At 43.1% G+C, this 14,376-nt stretch carries 21 protein-coding genes; 17 read left to right on the top strand and 4 right to left on the bottom strand.

Annotated features, from left to right (window positions below):
* Positions 1-2 precede the first annotated feature (2 nt).
* The 4 genes from FXX65_RS08335 to FXX65_RS08320 form a co-directional block, all read right to left on the bottom strand.
* Complete coding sequence (locus FXX65_RS08335; RefSeq protein ID WP_147615889.1) at positions 3-791, bottom strand: hypothetical protein; 789 nt, start codon at positions 789-791, stop codon at positions 3-5.
* A 56-nt stretch (positions 792-847) separates the two neighbouring features.
* Positions 848-1,357 (bottom strand): host-nuclease inhibitor Gam family protein, encoded by a 510-nt coding sequence (locus FXX65_RS08330; RefSeq protein WP_147613840.1) that lies wholly within the window; start codon positions 1,355-1,357, stop codon positions 848-850.
* A 69-nt stretch (positions 1,358-1,426) separates the two neighbouring features.
* Positions 1,427-1,651: a hypothetical protein gene (locus FXX65_RS08325; protein WP_147615888.1), complete on the bottom strand. Its 225-nt coding sequence runs from the start codon at positions 1,649-1,651 to the stop codon at positions 1,427-1,429.
* Between the two features lie 20 nt (positions 1,652-1,671).
* Positions 1,672-1,995 (bottom strand): hypothetical protein, encoded by a 324-nt coding sequence (locus FXX65_RS08320; protein ID WP_147615887.1) that lies wholly within the window; start codon positions 1,993-1,995, stop codon positions 1,672-1,674.
* Between the two features lie 158 nt (positions 1,996-2,153).
* On the opposite strand from FXX65_RS08320, the gene FXX65_RS08315 reads away from it, so the two are divergent.
* From FXX65_RS08315 to FXX65_RS08245, 17 genes are all read left to right on the top strand, one after another.
* Positions 2,154-2,840 carry an XRE family transcriptional regulator gene (locus FXX65_RS08315; protein ID WP_147615886.1) on the top strand — a complete coding sequence of 229 codons (687 nt, stop codon included), beginning with the start codon at positions 2,154-2,156 and terminating at the stop codon, positions 2,838-2,840.
* Positions 2,841-3,039: 199 nt separating this feature from the next.
* On the top strand, positions 3,040-3,507 hold the full coding sequence (locus tag FXX65_RS08310) for a type II toxin-antitoxin system antitoxin SocA domain-containing protein (protein ID WP_147613844.1): 468 nt from the start codon (positions 3,040-3,042) through the stop codon (positions 3,505-3,507).
* Entirely contained in the window at positions 3,504-4,313 is an 810-nt protein-coding gene (locus FXX65_RS08305) for a hypothetical protein (RefSeq protein WP_147613845.1), read from the top strand. Before FXX65_RS08310 ends, FXX65_RS08305 begins: the two co-directional genes overlap by 4 nt.
* Positions 4,314-4,413: 100 nt before the next feature.
* Entirely contained in the window at positions 4,414-5,073 is a 660-nt protein-coding gene (locus FXX65_RS08300) for a C1 family peptidase (protein WP_147615885.1), read from the top strand.
* A gap of 233 nt (positions 5,074-5,306) precedes the next feature.
* Positions 5,307-5,729, top strand: a complete 423-nt coding sequence (locus FXX65_RS08295) for a hypothetical protein (RefSeq protein ID WP_147613847.1) — start codon at positions 5,307-5,309, stop codon at positions 5,727-5,729.
* A 35-nt stretch (positions 5,730-5,764) separates the two neighbouring features.
* Complete coding sequence (locus FXX65_RS08290; protein ID WP_147613848.1) at positions 5,765-6,145, top strand: hypothetical protein; 381 nt, start codon at positions 5,765-5,767, stop codon at positions 6,143-6,145.
* A complete protein-coding gene (locus FXX65_RS08285; RefSeq protein WP_147615884.1) occupies positions 6,132-6,692 on the top strand; it encodes a phage protein Gp27 family protein in 561 nt (186 codons plus the stop codon). The genes FXX65_RS08290 and FXX65_RS08285 overlap by 14 nt, the downstream gene beginning before the upstream one ends.
* A complete protein-coding gene (locus FXX65_RS08280) occupies positions 6,658-8,139 on the top strand; it encodes a hypothetical protein (protein WP_147613850.1) in 1,482 nt (493 codons plus the stop codon). Before FXX65_RS08285 ends, FXX65_RS08280 begins: the two co-directional genes overlap by 35 nt.
* An 88-nt stretch (positions 8,140-8,227) precedes the next feature.
* Positions 8,228-9,421, top strand: a complete 1,194-nt coding sequence (locus FXX65_RS08275; RefSeq protein ID WP_187107441.1) for a phage portal protein family protein — start codon at positions 8,228-8,230, stop codon at positions 9,419-9,421.
* Positions 9,422-9,462: 41 nt separating this feature from the next.
* Positions 9,463-10,923, top strand: a complete 1,461-nt coding sequence (locus FXX65_RS08270) for a phage head morphogenesis protein (protein WP_147613852.1) — start codon at positions 9,463-9,465, stop codon at positions 10,921-10,923.
* A gap of 1 nt (position 10,924) precedes the next feature.
* Entirely contained in the window at positions 10,925-11,122 is a 198-nt protein-coding gene (locus tag FXX65_RS08265) for a glutamyl-tRNA amidotransferase (RefSeq protein WP_147613853.1), read from the top strand.
* 8 nt (positions 11,123-11,130) lie between these two features.
* Positions 11,131-11,298: a hypothetical protein gene (locus FXX65_RS09655; protein ID WP_187107442.1), complete on the top strand. Its 168-nt coding sequence runs from the start codon at positions 11,131-11,133 to the stop codon at positions 11,296-11,298.
* Positions 11,299-11,569: 271 nt separating this feature from the next.
* Positions 11,570-11,746: a hypothetical protein gene (locus FXX65_RS09650; protein WP_187107443.1), complete on the top strand. Its 177-nt coding sequence runs from the start codon at positions 11,570-11,572 to the stop codon at positions 11,744-11,746.
* Complete coding sequence (locus FXX65_RS08260) at positions 11,718-12,044, top strand: DUF4406 domain-containing protein (RefSeq protein WP_147615883.1); 327 nt, start codon at positions 11,718-11,720, stop codon at positions 12,042-12,044. Before FXX65_RS09650 ends, FXX65_RS08260 begins: the two co-directional genes overlap by 29 nt.
* 9 nt (positions 12,045-12,053) lie before the next feature.
* Complete coding sequence (locus FXX65_RS08255) at positions 12,054-13,013, top strand: hypothetical protein (protein WP_147615882.1); 960 nt, start codon at positions 12,054-12,056, stop codon at positions 13,011-13,013.
* 12 nt (positions 13,014-13,025) lie between these two features.
* Positions 13,026-13,385, top strand: a complete 360-nt coding sequence (locus tag FXX65_RS08250; RefSeq protein WP_147615881.1) for a hypothetical protein — start codon at positions 13,026-13,028, stop codon at positions 13,383-13,385.
* 10 nt (positions 13,386-13,395) lie between these two features.
* Positions 13,396-14,370 (top strand): major capsid protein, encoded by a 975-nt coding sequence (locus tag FXX65_RS08245; protein ID WP_147613857.1) that lies wholly within the window; start codon positions 13,396-13,398, stop codon positions 14,368-14,370.
* The last annotated feature ends 6 nt before the right edge of the window (positions 14,371-14,376 follow it).

The following is a 14,376-nucleotide window of genomic DNA, read 5'->3' as shown; positions in this document are numbered from 1 at the left end:
AACTAGTCTCCTGTGTATTCGACTGTGTCAAAACTGTTTAGCTCAGACTGCATAGCCGCCATCTCGTTTACGACCTCCCTGACTCGAAGTCCAAGGTTGTAGGCGGCTGTAAGTCGTTCGGAAGGATCTTCAAAGGTCTTAAGATAGTCTGAAATCTGCTCGAAAATCTCGAACTGTGCCAGTGTCTGCTCTTTTGACGTGAACGATATTCTTGCGTACTGTTTTGCGTTGCGCATTGCGTCTGAAAAATAGTCGTTGTTCTTCCAGTTTGTCTTGATTTTTTTGCTTCCCCATTTTCGAGCCATTTCGGAAAAATGTTCGTTCTGTTTTCTTCTCTTGTATTCTGCCTCGTCTATCTGCGTCCAGCCTGCAAGCCTTTCTCCTGTAGCCATTGCGTGGGCGAGCCTTGATTCCCGCTCATCGTCTGCTATCTGCGGATTTGCGGACTTTTCCAGCCTTAGTTCTTCTGGGTCTCGCACTCGGTCTTCCTGCGGAGAATAGAGTTTTAACCAGAGGTATGCGGTTTTCTTTGAAAGCCCGACCAGGGAAAGAAAATCGCAGAAGCCGGATGTCTGCGCGTCCTCGCTACGCCTGTCGCCGCCACGCTGGGCTAGTGCCTGGTGAGCGATGAAAAGGGCGCGGGCAACTTCCAGGCTTACCGTCTTTAGCTGTTCGACTTTTGGCTTTATCTGCACTACGGCTTCTTCCAACGTCCAGGTGTCTATCTCCTGCTGAAATGGGAACGCCTGTTGTGGGGTAAGTGTGGCACGTGATGTTACAAGTTCGTTCATTTTTTTATCTCCTTGTGTCAGGTTGAGCTGACATCCAGAACGCTCAACCTGCTTTTTTACAGAGAACCTTTTAGAAGATCCTTGTTGACTTCCTCTGTGTTTACATCACAGAAGAAGTCGTCTGTGGTTTTTCGCACAGAATCGACTTGCAACAAGGTCTCATCGTCAAGGGTCGCCATCACTTCTTTATCCGCCTCTTCTTTTATGCGTATGCAGTTGTGAAGCCCCAGCCTTTTTAGCAATTCTACGGTTGTTTTTTTCACGCTGATTTTTGTAGATTTTCTGAAACCGAAACTTCCAAACGAAAGGTCGACGGTCTTTTTGTCTTTAAAAAGTTCGAGCTTGTTGTATTCGGCGAATGCTGAAATTTTTGCCGATAGTTCCGCGATGCGTCCTCTGAGTTTTTCTCCATCCTTGGCGGCTTTTGTTTTGATTTCTGCAATCTGTTTGTTTGCGTCTGTGTCGATTACAGAAAGTTCTTTTTCTGCAAGTCCGATGTCTCGAAGCGCGAGATTTACATCTTCCAACGATTCCAGCTTGTCCATTGTTGGCTTATACCGTGCCATAGTTTTTCTCCTTCGTGCTTTGCACGTCTTATGAAAATTTGATACACTCGTATCAGTTTTTATTAAAACTTAAGCGGCTGGCTTGTCGTCGCCGCCTCCTGCCGAGAAATGAGTTGGTGTCGTTTCCCGGCTTTTTATTTCCATGCAGGCTTGTTCGTAGGTAAGGCGTTTTGCCTTTAACTCAAATCCTTCCGCGGCGTTCGCATAGAACTTTCTAAGACTAGGGTCTTTTTCCTTCCAGCCTTTTTTTTCCGCAGCGTCTTTTTTGTTCATCAACTCTTCATATCGAGTCATAGTTTTCCTCCTTCCGCTTTTTATGCGGCCTGCTGTCTTAGTTCCTGTACCATTGCGTTCCAGCTTGGGTAACCCAGTTTGGAAGCAACCACGCTTTCGATGCGCCTGCTGTGGCTCTTTCCAGAAAGGACGTTGTATACAGCTTGATGTGCACAGCCCACCTCAAAGGCGATGTCAGAACCTGTCACGCCCATGCACTTAAGGCGATATTTGATATACAGCCCTTGTGAGACTGTTATCTTTTTTGAATAATTACGCCTTTTTTCCAACCCTTTTGCTTTGAAGGCGGAAGCCATAAAACATTCAAGGGCTTCTCTTGTCTGTTTTTTTTCTGACAAATTCATACTTTCCTCCTTTTTGTCGATAATTTGATTAGTTGCAAAAGCAATCTCCCTATGTTTCCAGTGAAACGCTAATCAGTTGCTTTTTCAACTAACCATAATTGGATAATAAACCATAATGAGTATTAAATCAACCAATTTTTAATAAAAAGGTGTAAAAAATGAAACCAATTTTAGTTAGAATAAGAGAAATCATAAATACAAAAGGAATGAGTGATAGTCAATTTGCAAGAGAAATGGAAACTGCTCAAACAACCATTGCAAATATGTTTGTGCGAGACTCAGAACCTCGCTCAGATTTATTAGAAAGAATCATTTCAAATTACAAAGTTAATCCCGACTGGCTACTGACAGGCGAAGGGGAGATGTTTAAGGGCGAAAGAGGTCTTCCTGCAAAGAGCGAGACAAGGGCGAAAATTCCTGTTTTAAGCCAGAAGGTTTCCTGCGGACCTGGAAGGAGTTGGGAAAACGAGCAGAATATTGAGGGGTATATTGATTCTCTTACGCCACTTCCATCCCTTTCTGGCAAAAACATCTATGCGTTTAGGGCAAGTGGCATGAGCATGATTGGAATCGGGATTCAAGACGGCGATGTTGTCTTTTTTGACGGAAGCCATGACCAAAGGACAAGGGATGGTATTTATATATTCGATTTTGCGGGAGACGTGTTTTGTAAGCTTCTTCGATTTGAGCCTTTAGAAAACAAGGTTATGGTCTATTCCGTTCACAAGCCAGATTTAAGAGAAGCGGAACTTATAAGGACGATAGAAGCAGATAGCGATGAGTTTCATATATTTGGACGGGTGCTTGCGTGGCTGCACGAGAACACGGTGCTGAGAGGGATATAAAAAACTTGTAAATGGAAATGATATGTTCCCCTTAACTGATTGTCCAGAAAAAGGGGACATATCAAAATATCAAAGGTTTGTTTTTATAGTAAAATAAATTGTTGAACCTATTGAAAATTAGTTAGAATTGATGATAATTGATAAAAAGTTAATTACATTATAACCAGAGATGTCTTAATGGGTAGCATTGGAAATCTTAATGTTACAATATTTGCTTTGGGAGAATAAAAAGATGACTTACAGTGCATTGGATATTGCAAAATATGTAATCAACCATGAGCACTTACAGGACAGAGAGATTAGTAATCTCCGTTTACAAAAACTACTATATTTTATACAGGCAAAGGTGTTAATAAAAACTGGAAACCCATGTTTTGATGATGAAATGCAGGCATGGGAATTTGGACCTGTGGTTCCTGTAGTCTATCATGAATACAAGATATTTGGTGGAATGGATATTACTGATGAATTTTTGATTCCTCATATTACAAGAGAAATTTCTTCTTGTATCATTGAAATGCTAGATGATTGTGCAAATTATCCAACATTTCAACTTGTTAATATTACACATGCGCAGTCTCCTTGGAAAAATGCTCGTGCAAAGGGTGATAAGTCCATAATTACGATTGAATCGATAAAAGATTATTTTAAAAAGAAACCTGCATGAAAAATAGAATTTTCTTTGGTGAAGAACCACAGCCTTTTTCAGAAAACGAAGATATAAAAGAAGCGAAAGAAAGTCAGAAAAAATTATATGATAAATTGAAGTCTGCTTCTTTTGATTTTAAGGATTGGATTAAAGATTTTAACAACTTCGCCTGTATACATAGAAGGTTCATGTATACCTTTTTATCTTCCGATATTCTTCAAGAACAAAATGATGAAACTATATCTTTAATTATACAGAATTTAAACGCCATAACAAATAAAGTTGTAGAAAGTGTTGAGCTAGAGGAAAACTATCAATTAAACAAGAGAGGAATTAATCAAGATATCATATCACTACCCAAAGAACAGTATCGTTTAATAATCAAGTTATATGACCATTGCAACTTAGCAAATGTGCAACGTTATGCATATAAACAAACAAAAGAAGATATTTCTCAAATCACATCTAAATCCTTTGATGAGAGATTTCACTCGTATGAAAAAGACATAACAGGACAGCTTATAGGGCTTGTTTCGATTTTTACAGCATTGTCGTTTTTGATTTTTGGTGGAATTAGTATTCTTGACAATTTGCTAACAAACGTAAGAAATTTGCCAGTTTTAAAAATTTTATTTATCGCTGATTTATGGCTACTTTGCATGGTTAATCTTTTCATTCTTTTTGCAAAACTAATTTGTGTTTTAATTTCAAAAGATATGCACCTTACAAAATATACTTGGTTAATAAATACAATACTTTTTATTATTTTGATATTAATTTTAATATGGGGAACTTTTAGTTACGGAAGTATATTTACAATTTAATCGCCTTTATATACCCGACTCACCCAGTCGGGCTTTTTTTTCTCCACGCTAAGCCTTGTAGATTCTTCTTAATGCTAGCCTCTTTTATGAGGAGGACTAGATGGAAGTCAACAATTCTAAAAACAAACCTTACTACACCCAGCGAAACAATGCCTTAAAGCCAAACGGGGCGTGCAATGTTACTTCGATTATCAATGCCTTAAGTGCTTCAGGCTGGCCTGTTCAAAAACTCGCAACTCAAAAACATAGACAGCCAGAAGATTCTCTGATGGATTTTATCCTTACTGACGAGAGGGTGCAAAAGTTCTGGAAAAAGACAGACCCTTTGGGGCGCTATCCTGCAAATGAATGGCATCCTGTTCTTGCCTATGGAACTAATCTTTTTTTGAGAAAGAATGGTCTTCTTTTTGAAGGCGAGGTTGCGCTCAAATTTGGAGAATTATGGAATGTGGAAGACATAGTTGAAGCCATCTATGCAGGTGGAAGCGCGGTTCTTAGCGGAGTGTTCGCTGTGAAGAATGAAAAGACCATAGAGCATGTCATAGGGCATGTCGTGGCTGTGGTTGGTTTGAAAGATTATGGAGAAGGTGTCGAATGTTTTGTAATCGACGATTCCTGGGGCGACTACAGGACTGGCTACAAGGAGCACAATGGAAACGACATTCCGATGCCGCTTTCTGACTTCATGAGGATGCTTCGCCCATGCGGAAGCAAGTTCAAGATGGGTCACCTCGTTAAAAAATATGGGGGAAAAATATGAAAATCTGCACTGTGTTCAAGGAATCTACTGGCGAATGGTCTATGAGGCGCGTCCTTGCGTTTCTTTTCGCTTTCGCTGCCATAGCTTCTGGTTTTGTCTCGGTTTTTCTTGGAGCGGAATGGAAGACGATAGCGGCAAGTTTCTGTGCTCCGGGCGCGATATGTCTTCTTCTGCTTCTTTTTACGACATGGGGAGATGTAGCCTCTCTGGTAAGTGCCGCAAGGAAGGGCTAGATGTGTGAAAAAAGTAGCTGTATTTTTTATTTTCTTTGTGGCTTTGTTCTTTCGGCCGTGCTTTGCATTTTCGGACATATTTTTTTCTTTGGAACAGGAAAAAGCGATGGAAAGCGAATTGCAGAATATGCTAACTCAAGTGAAATTGCTCAAAGCCTTGCAGAGCGAACAGAACAGGGACTTAAAGACATGGAAGGAAAAATCCGAGACGCTGGAAGTGGACTTGAACAAAGCATTACAGGACTTGCTGGACTCGCAGAAATCGGCGGTAGAATTGGCTCAACTAACGAGGAAATTGCAGAGGCAACTGGCAGACTTGAAAAGTCAATACTCAGAACTATGCAAATCCTTGAACAGGGAAAAATTAAAAACAAGGGTAGCGATAAGTTTTGCGATAGCCACGGCAACTGTGGCGGGTCTTGAGTTTTTGTTTATGAAATTCAAATAGGGGTATTTTTATGCTTTCAACGATTTCGGGGGTGGTCGGGCTTTCTCTTTCAGTCCTGACGCTGGTGGGTGTTTTTGTGGCAATCGGGCAGTTCAAGGGCTCCACCAACCAGAGGCTGAGCGACAACGAGGACGACATAAAGGAAATAAAGGAAGAGATTGAGGGGCTTGATGGAAAGGTTGAAAAGGAAATTGCCTGCCTTGAGAAAGACATGAAGACGGAGATTGGAGAGATAAAGAAAAACCTTGCCTCCAGCTCTCAGAATATGCAGAGCTTTCAGAAGGAGTTTGCGGAGTTTTCTGGCGAGATGAGGACTACGATGAAGTTCATACAGGAAGACCTGAGGGACATCAAGAAGGACATGAAGGAGAAGGGAAATGCCAAAGCGTAACAAGATAGAAATTCAGGGGCTGGTCGAGCGGATTGTTTCTATGTACTACCAGGACAAAATGAGCCAAAAGGACATCGCAGACACGCTGAAGGCCGAAGGCTATGACATATCCAAAAGCGGCGTCGGACGAACCCTCATTGACCAGGCGGCGCAGATGAAGGCATACAAGGATTCCGCGAAAAAGGCGGTCGCGATAGTGAACGAGCTTGGAAAGACGCCTGGCCTTAATATCGCGGAGGCGAGCGTTCAGCTTGTTCAGGCAAAACTTCTTGAAGAGGTCAACAAGTTCGAGGACTTCTCGACAATATCACCTGAGGAGCTTTTGAAGGCAGTCGCCCGCAACTCTGACGCACAGACCAGAATTGCAAAAATCAAACTTGAGTACGAGCGTGGTTACAAGAAAGGGCTTTTTGAAGCGGCAAAGAGCGTTGAGACCGAGGGAAAGAAAGCTGGATGGAGCGATGAGAGCGTCAAGTTCGTGAAAGAAAAGATTCTTGGCCTTGAGGTGAACTATGACGATGACAAGCAAAAAGAACAGCAGTCTTGAGATATTCCTGCCATACCAGAAAAAATGGCTTGAAGACAGGTCTCCTCTTAAAATCATCGAGAAAAACAGACGGTGCGGAATCTCCTGGACGGATGCCGCCGATTCTGTTCTGGACGCGGCTCCTGCAAACGGCTGGAGCAACACGTATTACATGAGTTTCAACAAGGACAACTGCCGCCAGTACATAGAAGACGCAGGCGAATGGGCTAAGAAGTTCGGATATATCTGCTCTGAAATGCAGGAAGTTCTGCTGGAAGACGAGGACAAGGATATCACAGCCTACAGGATAACCTTCGCTTCGGGGGCCGAGATTCTGGGACTTCCTGGAGTTTCTCGAGCGCTTCGCTCAAAACAGGGAAATGTCGTGGTCGATGAGGCGGCGTTCTTTGACGATTTTAATTCTGTTTTGCAGGCTGCGAAAGCCCTTGTTATGTGGGGCGGAAGAATCAGGGTCATTTCTACACACAACGGAGAGGACAATCCGTTCAACCTGCTTGTAAAAGATGTCAGAAGCGGAAAGGAAAGCGAATGGAGCCTTCACAGGATTACTTTTCGGGAAGCGATGGCGCAAGGTCTTTACAGGCGAATATGCCTGAAACTTGGGCGCGAGTGGTCTAAAGAGGCTGACAAAGAATTCACGGAAAAAATGTACAGGATATTCGGCGACAATCCTGACGAGGAACTTGATGTTATTCCACGCACTACAGGCGGAAGGTATTTTAGCCGGGGACTTTTGGATTTTTGTACGGAAGACGATGTTCCCATATGCAGGCTTGAATGTTCGGACTCGTTTTTGCACAAGGAAGACAGGCGAAAAGATTCTGAGATTGTTTCATTTTTCAACCAGGAAATCAGGGGGCTTCTTGCAAGCTTTGAAAGCCAGATTTTCTTTGGAAACGACTTTGGGAGAAACAGCGACCTCAGCACATACTGGGTTTGCGAAGAGGTTGAGAAGGCTTCCCTTGCGGTTCGAATGATTGTGGAACTTAAGAATGTTCCTTTTGAGCAGCAACAGCTTTTTTCTGATTTGATGAGCGACTTTCTGGAAGAACGTGGCAGGCTTGGCGGAGGCGCGATAGATTCGCGCGGAAACGGCCAGCAGATTGGTGAACACGCATCGCTTCGCCATCCTGGGGCGATTGTGAACGTGATGGAAACAAACGCCTGGTATGCAAAATACGGAAGTGAACTTCATGGACTTATGGAAAGCCGGGATTTTACGGTTCCTGACGATGAAGTTATAAAGGCGGACTTTTCGATAGTAACGCTTAAAAACGGCATTCCTCTTATTCCTGCGTTAAGGACTGAAGACCGTGACGGAAAGGGAAAGCGGCACGCGGATGCGGCTTCGGCCGCTATGCTTTGCGTGTGCGCGTGGCGTGAATGTGCTTCTTCTCCTGAGCCGATTTTCACTTTTTGCGAGAAAAAGAAAAAATGGATCTGGTGATTCACTTCTGGTTCTGTTTTTTCTCCTACTCCATACAAAGCCGTGGAAAACCGCTCTGGTGGTAGCTTCTTTTTCAGGAGTTATTACAATGGCACGGACAAAATCAATTACGGCTAATGTCATAGACTTGAACGCATTCAGGACGATTGCGGGCTACATGGGCGACACCCAGACTTGGCTTTCAACGGTGGGCGAGCGGGAGGAAGTGTTTGAGAAAATGCGCGACGATCCGCGCGTGGAGTCTCTTGTTCAGGACAGAAAAAACAAGGTTTTGCAGTTGTACGGAACTTTCACCTCTTCTGGAAACAAGAGTGTTGACGAGGCATGCGAGAATTTTCTTCCGTTCAACACTTTTTACAGGCTGAACAACATTCTTTTGAACGCCGTACCTTACGGAATCGCCCTTTGCGAAGTTTTGTGGCGATTCGAGGACGGCTTTTACATTCCGTATGACTTTGTTCCGATTCCAAGAACTGCGATAAGTTTTCCTGGAACTTATGGCGCAGATTTTGGAATGCCTGTAATCACTTCGCAGAACATTGTCCTTGACGACAGAAAGAAATTCATAATCCATAGGAACGACGACGGAGAACTGAGCCAGTGGGGGCGAGCCGCACTGCGTTCAGCGTATATGTTCTGGAAATTCAAGCAGTTGGGAATCCGATTCTGGGCAAGCGCGGCGGAAACGGTCGGAGTGCCTTCAATCCTCGCTCTCTTTGAGGCTAAGACAGAAGAAGACGCAAAAAAAAGGGCTATGCAGCTTACCGAGGCTATGCGCGGCTGGGAAAGCGGAAGCTCGGGAGCGTTCGGGAATGTCAAGCAGATTGTCCAGGTGCAAAGCCAGATAAACGACTTCAACACGATTGTCGAAACCTGCGACAAGGAAATTTCATACGCCATCACAGCCCAGAGCCTTTCCAATAACGAGGGAACTTACGGAACGAGAGCCCAGGGAGACATTCACGCGAAGACCTATGACGACATCATAAAGGGAGACGCTTATCTTCTGGAGCTGACCGACCAGCAGCTTGTCCAATCTTTTGTGGATTTGAACTTTCCTGGAGAGAGCGCCCCGAAATACGACATCGACTCAAGCGATTTCGCCTCGTGGGAAATAATACGAGACGCAATCGACAGAAACATCCCTGTTTCGCTTTCCGCATTGTACAAGAAAATCCACCTTCCAGAGCCTGAAAATGAAAAAGATTCTTTTGTAAAGCCGCAGGGTGGCGGTTTTGGCTTTGGAGACGAGGGGCACGACGATTTTTTTTTCAGGAAATAAATTCTGAAAGCCTTAAAAAATACCGCGAAGAAAAAAATCAGTTGCGGCGGCTAAACAGAATCTCCACTTCTGCATGGCTTTTGATTTCTGACAGTTATGCAGAGCGCATAAAACAGTACATAAAAGAAGCGGAAAAAAATCCTGACATATTGAACACCCGGAAACTTCTGCCTCCTGACTACAGGGCAATGGGGATTTGCGCGGAACTTTTTACAAAATCGCTCCTTCTCGGGCTTGACTCCTCTCTTAGAAAGAACGCTTTTGCGGAAGAAAATAGCATAAAAGACATAGAGAACCTGCCTTTTTATGAGGCTGTGGAATTCCTAAAAAAAAGAAGCGTTCTTGCAAAAAATGACTATTACAGCCTTAGCGACAGGATGAAGTTCCGCTCCTTTACGGTCTCCCGGATAAACGACGGTCGTCTTCTGGAAAAAATAAACGCCGAAATGATTTCAAACATCCGAGATGGAAAAGGGTTGAAAGATTTTCTTTCTATGAGTAAAAGCGAGATTCTTGACAGGGTTGGCATGGGAGCAAACCAGGGCTGGTACTGGGAAACTGTCTACAGGACGAACGTACAGACTGCGTATAACGCAGGCCGCGTTATGGGGTTTGAGGAAGACCCGCCGCTAGCTCTTGAGTTTGTGGGAATAAACGATTCAAGGCAGACGGAAACCTGTTCTTCCTTATCCGGCATTATACGCCCCTTTGGTGATCCGTTCTGGGAAACCCACACGCCTCCACTCCACTTTAACTGCCGCTCTACATTGCGTGGCATCTACGATGAAGAAGAAATTCCTGAAGCGTGGAGCAATATCGCAGACGTTGAAAATGGCGCGAAAGGCTTTGGAAGCTGGCCACTTTCCAATGATTCCTGGTGGAATGAACTGAAAAGCCAAACGAGGGCGGCTAAGTATTACGGTGTGCAGGGGGAGATTGAAAAAGCAAAAATAATTCTTGGGCTGGCAAAAAATCTTGATGTTGACGATTTTGAAATGATGGCTGGATACAATGAAATAGAGAAAGAAATTGCAGATGAAATAATCTCAGTAATTAAAGAGTATGAAAAGCGTGGAGATATTTATATTAATGACTTTTATTTTGGAAACCTTCAAAATGAAAATGAAGGGATTCCAATTTTGCAAATTGAACCTTATGGAGATTATCAGATAAGGCTCAATGTAAATAAAGATTTTTTTGCTGGAAGGACTTTGGAAGAAATCAATAACACAATTAATAATGCAGAAAATATTGTTGCAAAAAATTTAAAAGAAGCTACAATCCATGAATGTGGGCATGCAAAATCAATTTATAGAATGACCATCGAAGAGATAGAAAAATTTTATAAAAAAATTGAAAATGCAAATATTTCAGGTATAAGTCGAATTGCCGAAAAAGATGGAGCAGAAGCGCTTGCGGAAATAGAAGTTTTGCTTTATCGAAAAAGTCAAATCCCAGAAGATGCGTTGGCGTTTTATAATAAATACATGAGGAAACACTAAAATGATTTGTATAGAAGAATGTGCCGTATGTATACACCAGAGGCACGACTTGAAGGATGGATGGATTCCAACGTGTGATGCATTTCCTGATGGGAAACCAAAAAACTTTAATTATGGAAGAGTTACGGAAATGAAAGAATGTAATAATGGCATAGGTTATGAAAAAGACCCTTCCAAGCCAGATATATTGCCAAAATAATGGGATAAATGATAAATGTAAAATTATATGACACTGTGTTACTAAAAGATGGTAGAACTGCTGTCATCACTGACTTTTTCGAAGATGGTCGCTCCTGTGTTTTTGAAATTCTGACAGATGACGATGATGATTTAGATTTAGGTACTGTTGGTGATATCGACAAGAAAATTGTATAACTTTTTGCCCCGAAAAAACTCCGGGGCTTTTTTATTGCCAAAATCATTTTTTTTATACAAGCAAATTAACACACTTTTTTAAGTTTTGAGTCAGGTTTTATCTTGCCCGGTTTTGCGGTGAAAATCGGTGAATTTAACTGTCAAATATAAAATCTGAATAATTTGCCAACTTGCTAAAAATCTCCCCAAATTTTCAATTTTTTAATATTTCCCTCTGAACTCGCTTTTTAGAAATTTTTCGTGGAATAATCTCGATTTTAGGAGGTTATTTGTGATTGAAAAACTAAAAAGATTTTTGATTAAAACAAAAAATGTTTTTTGCGAGGCTTTAAAACTTTCTAAAGACGCTAGAAAGGACGGCTTTGAGTTTTGGGAAGTGAATTTTATAAACGCTTTTTTCTTTTGCTGGAGGGAAACGAATGAAGATATACATAGCGGGAAAAATTAGTGGAAACCCCTGCTACAAGGATGATTTTAATCTTGCGGAAAAAGAACTTACGGCTCTTGGACATTCCGTCATGAATCCAGCATGGCTTAAAGCCGGCAGGGAGTTTTCCTGGAAAGATTATATGACTGCAAGCCGGGGGATGCAGGAAGTCTGCGATGCAGTTTTTTTTATTGAAGGCTGGCAAACAAGCAAAGGAGCGCAAAAGGAATTCGTTTTTGCGGTAGAAAGTGAACAAAAGATTTTCTTCAACATTCACGAAGTTCCTCAGTGCACGCCGAATGAAAAAACGGCTGGCTAAAATGAGCTTATGAAAAAGATTCGTACATGGCAACTATGCAGGACAGGAACGTTTGGGCAGGATGGAGCAAGAATTACCGAGCAGGACTTGAAGGACATTGAAACTACCTTTACCCCGCCTCGTCCAATTTCGATTGGGCATGACGTGGCAAGGAGCGACAACTTTCCGAAGTTCGGCGATGTGCTAGCTATAGACGGAATATATCCCGATGCAAAACATTCAGGGGAAAAGGTCCTGGTCGGACAGGTGGTTTTACATCCTGAACTGGAAAAGCAGTTTGACGACAAAAGCGACGGCAACGGAGTCTACAAGGGGTGGAGCGTGACGATTCCTCGTCGTGCAAGCGATGGAAAGAGGTATCTTCATTCCCTTGCAATTTGTGGAGCAACTCCTCCAAAGATTCCGGGGCTTGAGCAGCTTATGACACACAGTTGTTTTGGAGAGGATAAAGTTGAGTCAATCGACTTTAGTGATTCAATAGAATTTGAGGAGGAAATTCCGATGACGGAAGAAGAAAAAAAGAAGATGGCAGCCCTTGAGGAAGAAAACAAAAAGCTCAAGGAAGATGCCGCAAAAAAGGCTGAGCCTGCAAAAGAGGCAAACTTCAGCGATTCAAAGGAATACCAGGACATGCAGAAGGAAATTGATTTCCTTAAATCTGCAAAGAGGGATTCCGAAGTGAAGGCATTGACCGAAAGATTCAGCGACAGGATTCCTGCTTCTGCAATGTCTAAGGTCAAGGCGGTCGCAAACGCACTTGCACTGGGTGGCGATTGTGAATTTGCGGACGGCGAAAAAACTGAAAAGAAGAGCGCGCTTGAACTTTTTAGCGATGTGCTTTCAGCCGTCCTTGAATGTTCCCTCAACAAAAGTGTGACGGAATCCCGCTTCGATGCCTTAGATTTTTCGGACAAAGGAGAAAAAACTGACGAAAAAAACAATCCTGCCGACATTGCGGCAAGAATGTAGGAGATGAGAAAAATGGAAAAAATTGAAACAGACATCGAAGGAATTGTAAGCCCTTCCCATCCGCCCATTATAGGCGTTGTAAAACTTGCATCTTCCGCCGGAGCACTGAAGGCTGGAACCGTCCTCAAGTATTCAAGCGGGTCATACTCTGCTGCGGAAGATAGCGACACTCCTTTCGCAGTGCTTGTAGAAGATGTCGAACCGCATCCTTCTGGAGAAGTGAACGTACGAGTTCTTCTGCACGGTATTGCCGTTGAAAGCAGGCTTTTGAATGCTTCTCAAGCAGCACCAAATGACACTTTAAAGGGAAAACTTCCTGGAGCCGGAATATATCTTACGCAGTCCGTATGGTCTGAGTCAAATTTTAATTAGGAGATAGAAAATGCCTATAAGAAGAATTTTGCAGGCTGACATTGTAAGAATGACAGCGACAAAACCCGAAAATACATCGCTTGCGGCTGCCTACTTCAAGCAGCGCCCCATGCACAACAGCACCCACATCGCCGCTAGCAAGATTAAAAAGGAGATAGGGAACATCCCTGTCGTGGGACGAGGAGGACCTGGCGTTCGTCCAAAACATGGAGCCGAGACAATTTTGATTGAACCCATGCCTATCGAGATTGACGACACGATTTCGGCAGTCGATATGGACAACTATGAAAGGTCAACCGAGCTGGGCAAGAACCAGATTATCGACGAGTTTACAGGCGAACACTATGACATGGTTCGAGAGACTATGAATGCTTTGTGCTGTCAGGCTCATCGAGGAAAAATCGACTACATGATGAAAAGCGAAGGCGGACTTCAGAGGTATGTTGTCGAGTTTGGAACAAGCGCCGAAATTTCTGCGATGAAGGAAAAATCCTCGACGTTAAAACTTTCCGCCGCGACTTATGCTGACTTTGTAAAAATTCTTACGGGACTTTCTTTGAAGCTCAAGAAAAACGGTGTCGGAGGACCTGTGGAATTTATTGCAGCAAGCAATGTTTACGCGAAGATGCTCGACGCTGTAGCTGCAAAGCCAAACCTTGCGGCTCGCATTGACGGAGAGTCGTTGATGGTCGGGCAGTTTAAGGTTTTCTGCGACAACGATTCCTATATCAATGTCGATTCAAGCGGGCAGAAAACCACAAAATCGCTTTGCGACGATGGTGAGATTCTTTGCCGTGCCTTGAATGCAGGTCAGTCAATGCCCTTCTGCAAACTGGACGACACAATCCAGCAGAATGCGACTCCGTTCTACACTTTCACTGTGGAAAGGCAGGACCACCGGGGAACAGACATATATTCAAAATCAAAGCCATTGCCTCTTGTGAACATCAGGGGCATTGCCTGGTTTGAATTCCTTGCCGAATAGAAAGAG

Origin of the sequence: Treponema pectinovorum (assembly GCF_900497595.1) — a bacterium.
Taxonomy (GTDB): Bacteria; Spirochaetota; Spirochaetia; order Treponematales; family Treponemataceae; genus Treponema_D; species Treponema_D pectinovorum.
This window is presented reverse-complemented; position numbering and strand designations above follow the sequence as displayed.

Bases quoted from the DNA above. Each gene is read 5' to 3' on its own strand.
- FXX65_RS08335 (WP_147615889.1), bottom strand. From the start codon at position 791: ATGAACGAACTTGTAACATCACGTGCCACACTTACCCCACAACAGGCG.
- FXX65_RS08330 (WP_147613840.1), bottom strand. From the start codon at position 1,357: ATGGCACGGTATAAGCCAACAATGGACAAGCTGGAATCGTTGGAAGAT.
- FXX65_RS08325 (WP_147615888.1), bottom strand. From the start codon at position 1,651: ATGACTCGATATGAAGAGTTGATGAACAAAAAAGACGCTGCGGAAAAA.
- FXX65_RS08320 (WP_147615887.1), bottom strand. From the start codon at position 1,995: ATGAATTTGTCAGAAAAAAAACAGACAAGAGAAGCCCTTGAATGTTTT.
- FXX65_RS08315 (WP_147615886.1), top strand. From the start codon at position 2,154: ATGAAACCAATTTTAGTTAGAATAAGAGAAATCATAAATACAAAAGGA.
- FXX65_RS08310 (WP_147613844.1), top strand. From the start codon at position 3,040: ATGTTACAATATTTGCTTTGGGAGAATAAAAAGATGACTTACAGTGCA.
- FXX65_RS08305 (WP_147613845.1), top strand. From the start codon at position 3,504: ATGAAAAATAGAATTTTCTTTGGTGAAGAACCACAGCCTTTTTCAGAA.
- FXX65_RS08300 (WP_147615885.1), top strand. From the start codon at position 4,414: ATGGAAGTCAACAATTCTAAAAACAAACCTTACTACACCCAGCGAAAC.
- FXX65_RS08295 (WP_147613847.1), top strand. From the start codon at position 5,307: ATGTGTGAAAAAAGTAGCTGTATTTTTTATTTTCTTTGTGGCTTTGTT.
- FXX65_RS08290 (WP_147613848.1), top strand. From the start codon at position 5,765: ATGCTTTCAACGATTTCGGGGGTGGTCGGGCTTTCTCTTTCAGTCCTG.
- FXX65_RS08285 (WP_147615884.1), top strand. From the start codon at position 6,132: ATGCCAAAGCGTAACAAGATAGAAATTCAGGGGCTGGTCGAGCGGATT.
- FXX65_RS08280 (WP_147613850.1), top strand. From the start codon at position 6,658: ATGACGATGACAAGCAAAAAGAACAGCAGTCTTGAGATATTCCTGCCA.
- FXX65_RS08275 (WP_187107441.1), top strand. From the start codon at position 8,228: ATGGCACGGACAAAATCAATTACGGCTAATGTCATAGACTTGAACGCA.
- FXX65_RS08265 (WP_147613853.1), top strand. From the start codon at position 10,925: ATGATTTGTATAGAAGAATGTGCCGTATGTATACACCAGAGGCACGAC.
- FXX65_RS09655 (WP_187107442.1), top strand. From the start codon at position 11,131: ATGATAAATGTAAAATTATATGACACTGTGTTACTAAAAGATGGTAGA.
- FXX65_RS08260 (WP_147615883.1), top strand. From the start codon at position 11,718: ATGAAGATATACATAGCGGGAAAAATTAGTGGAAACCCCTGCTACAAG.
- FXX65_RS08255 (WP_147615882.1), top strand. From the start codon at position 12,054: ATGAAAAAGATTCGTACATGGCAACTATGCAGGACAGGAACGTTTGGG.
- FXX65_RS08250 (WP_147615881.1), top strand. From the start codon at position 13,026: ATGGAAAAAATTGAAACAGACATCGAAGGAATTGTAAGCCCTTCCCAT.
- FXX65_RS08245 (WP_147613857.1), top strand. From the start codon at position 13,396: ATGCCTATAAGAAGAATTTTGCAGGCTGACATTGTAAGAATGACAGCG.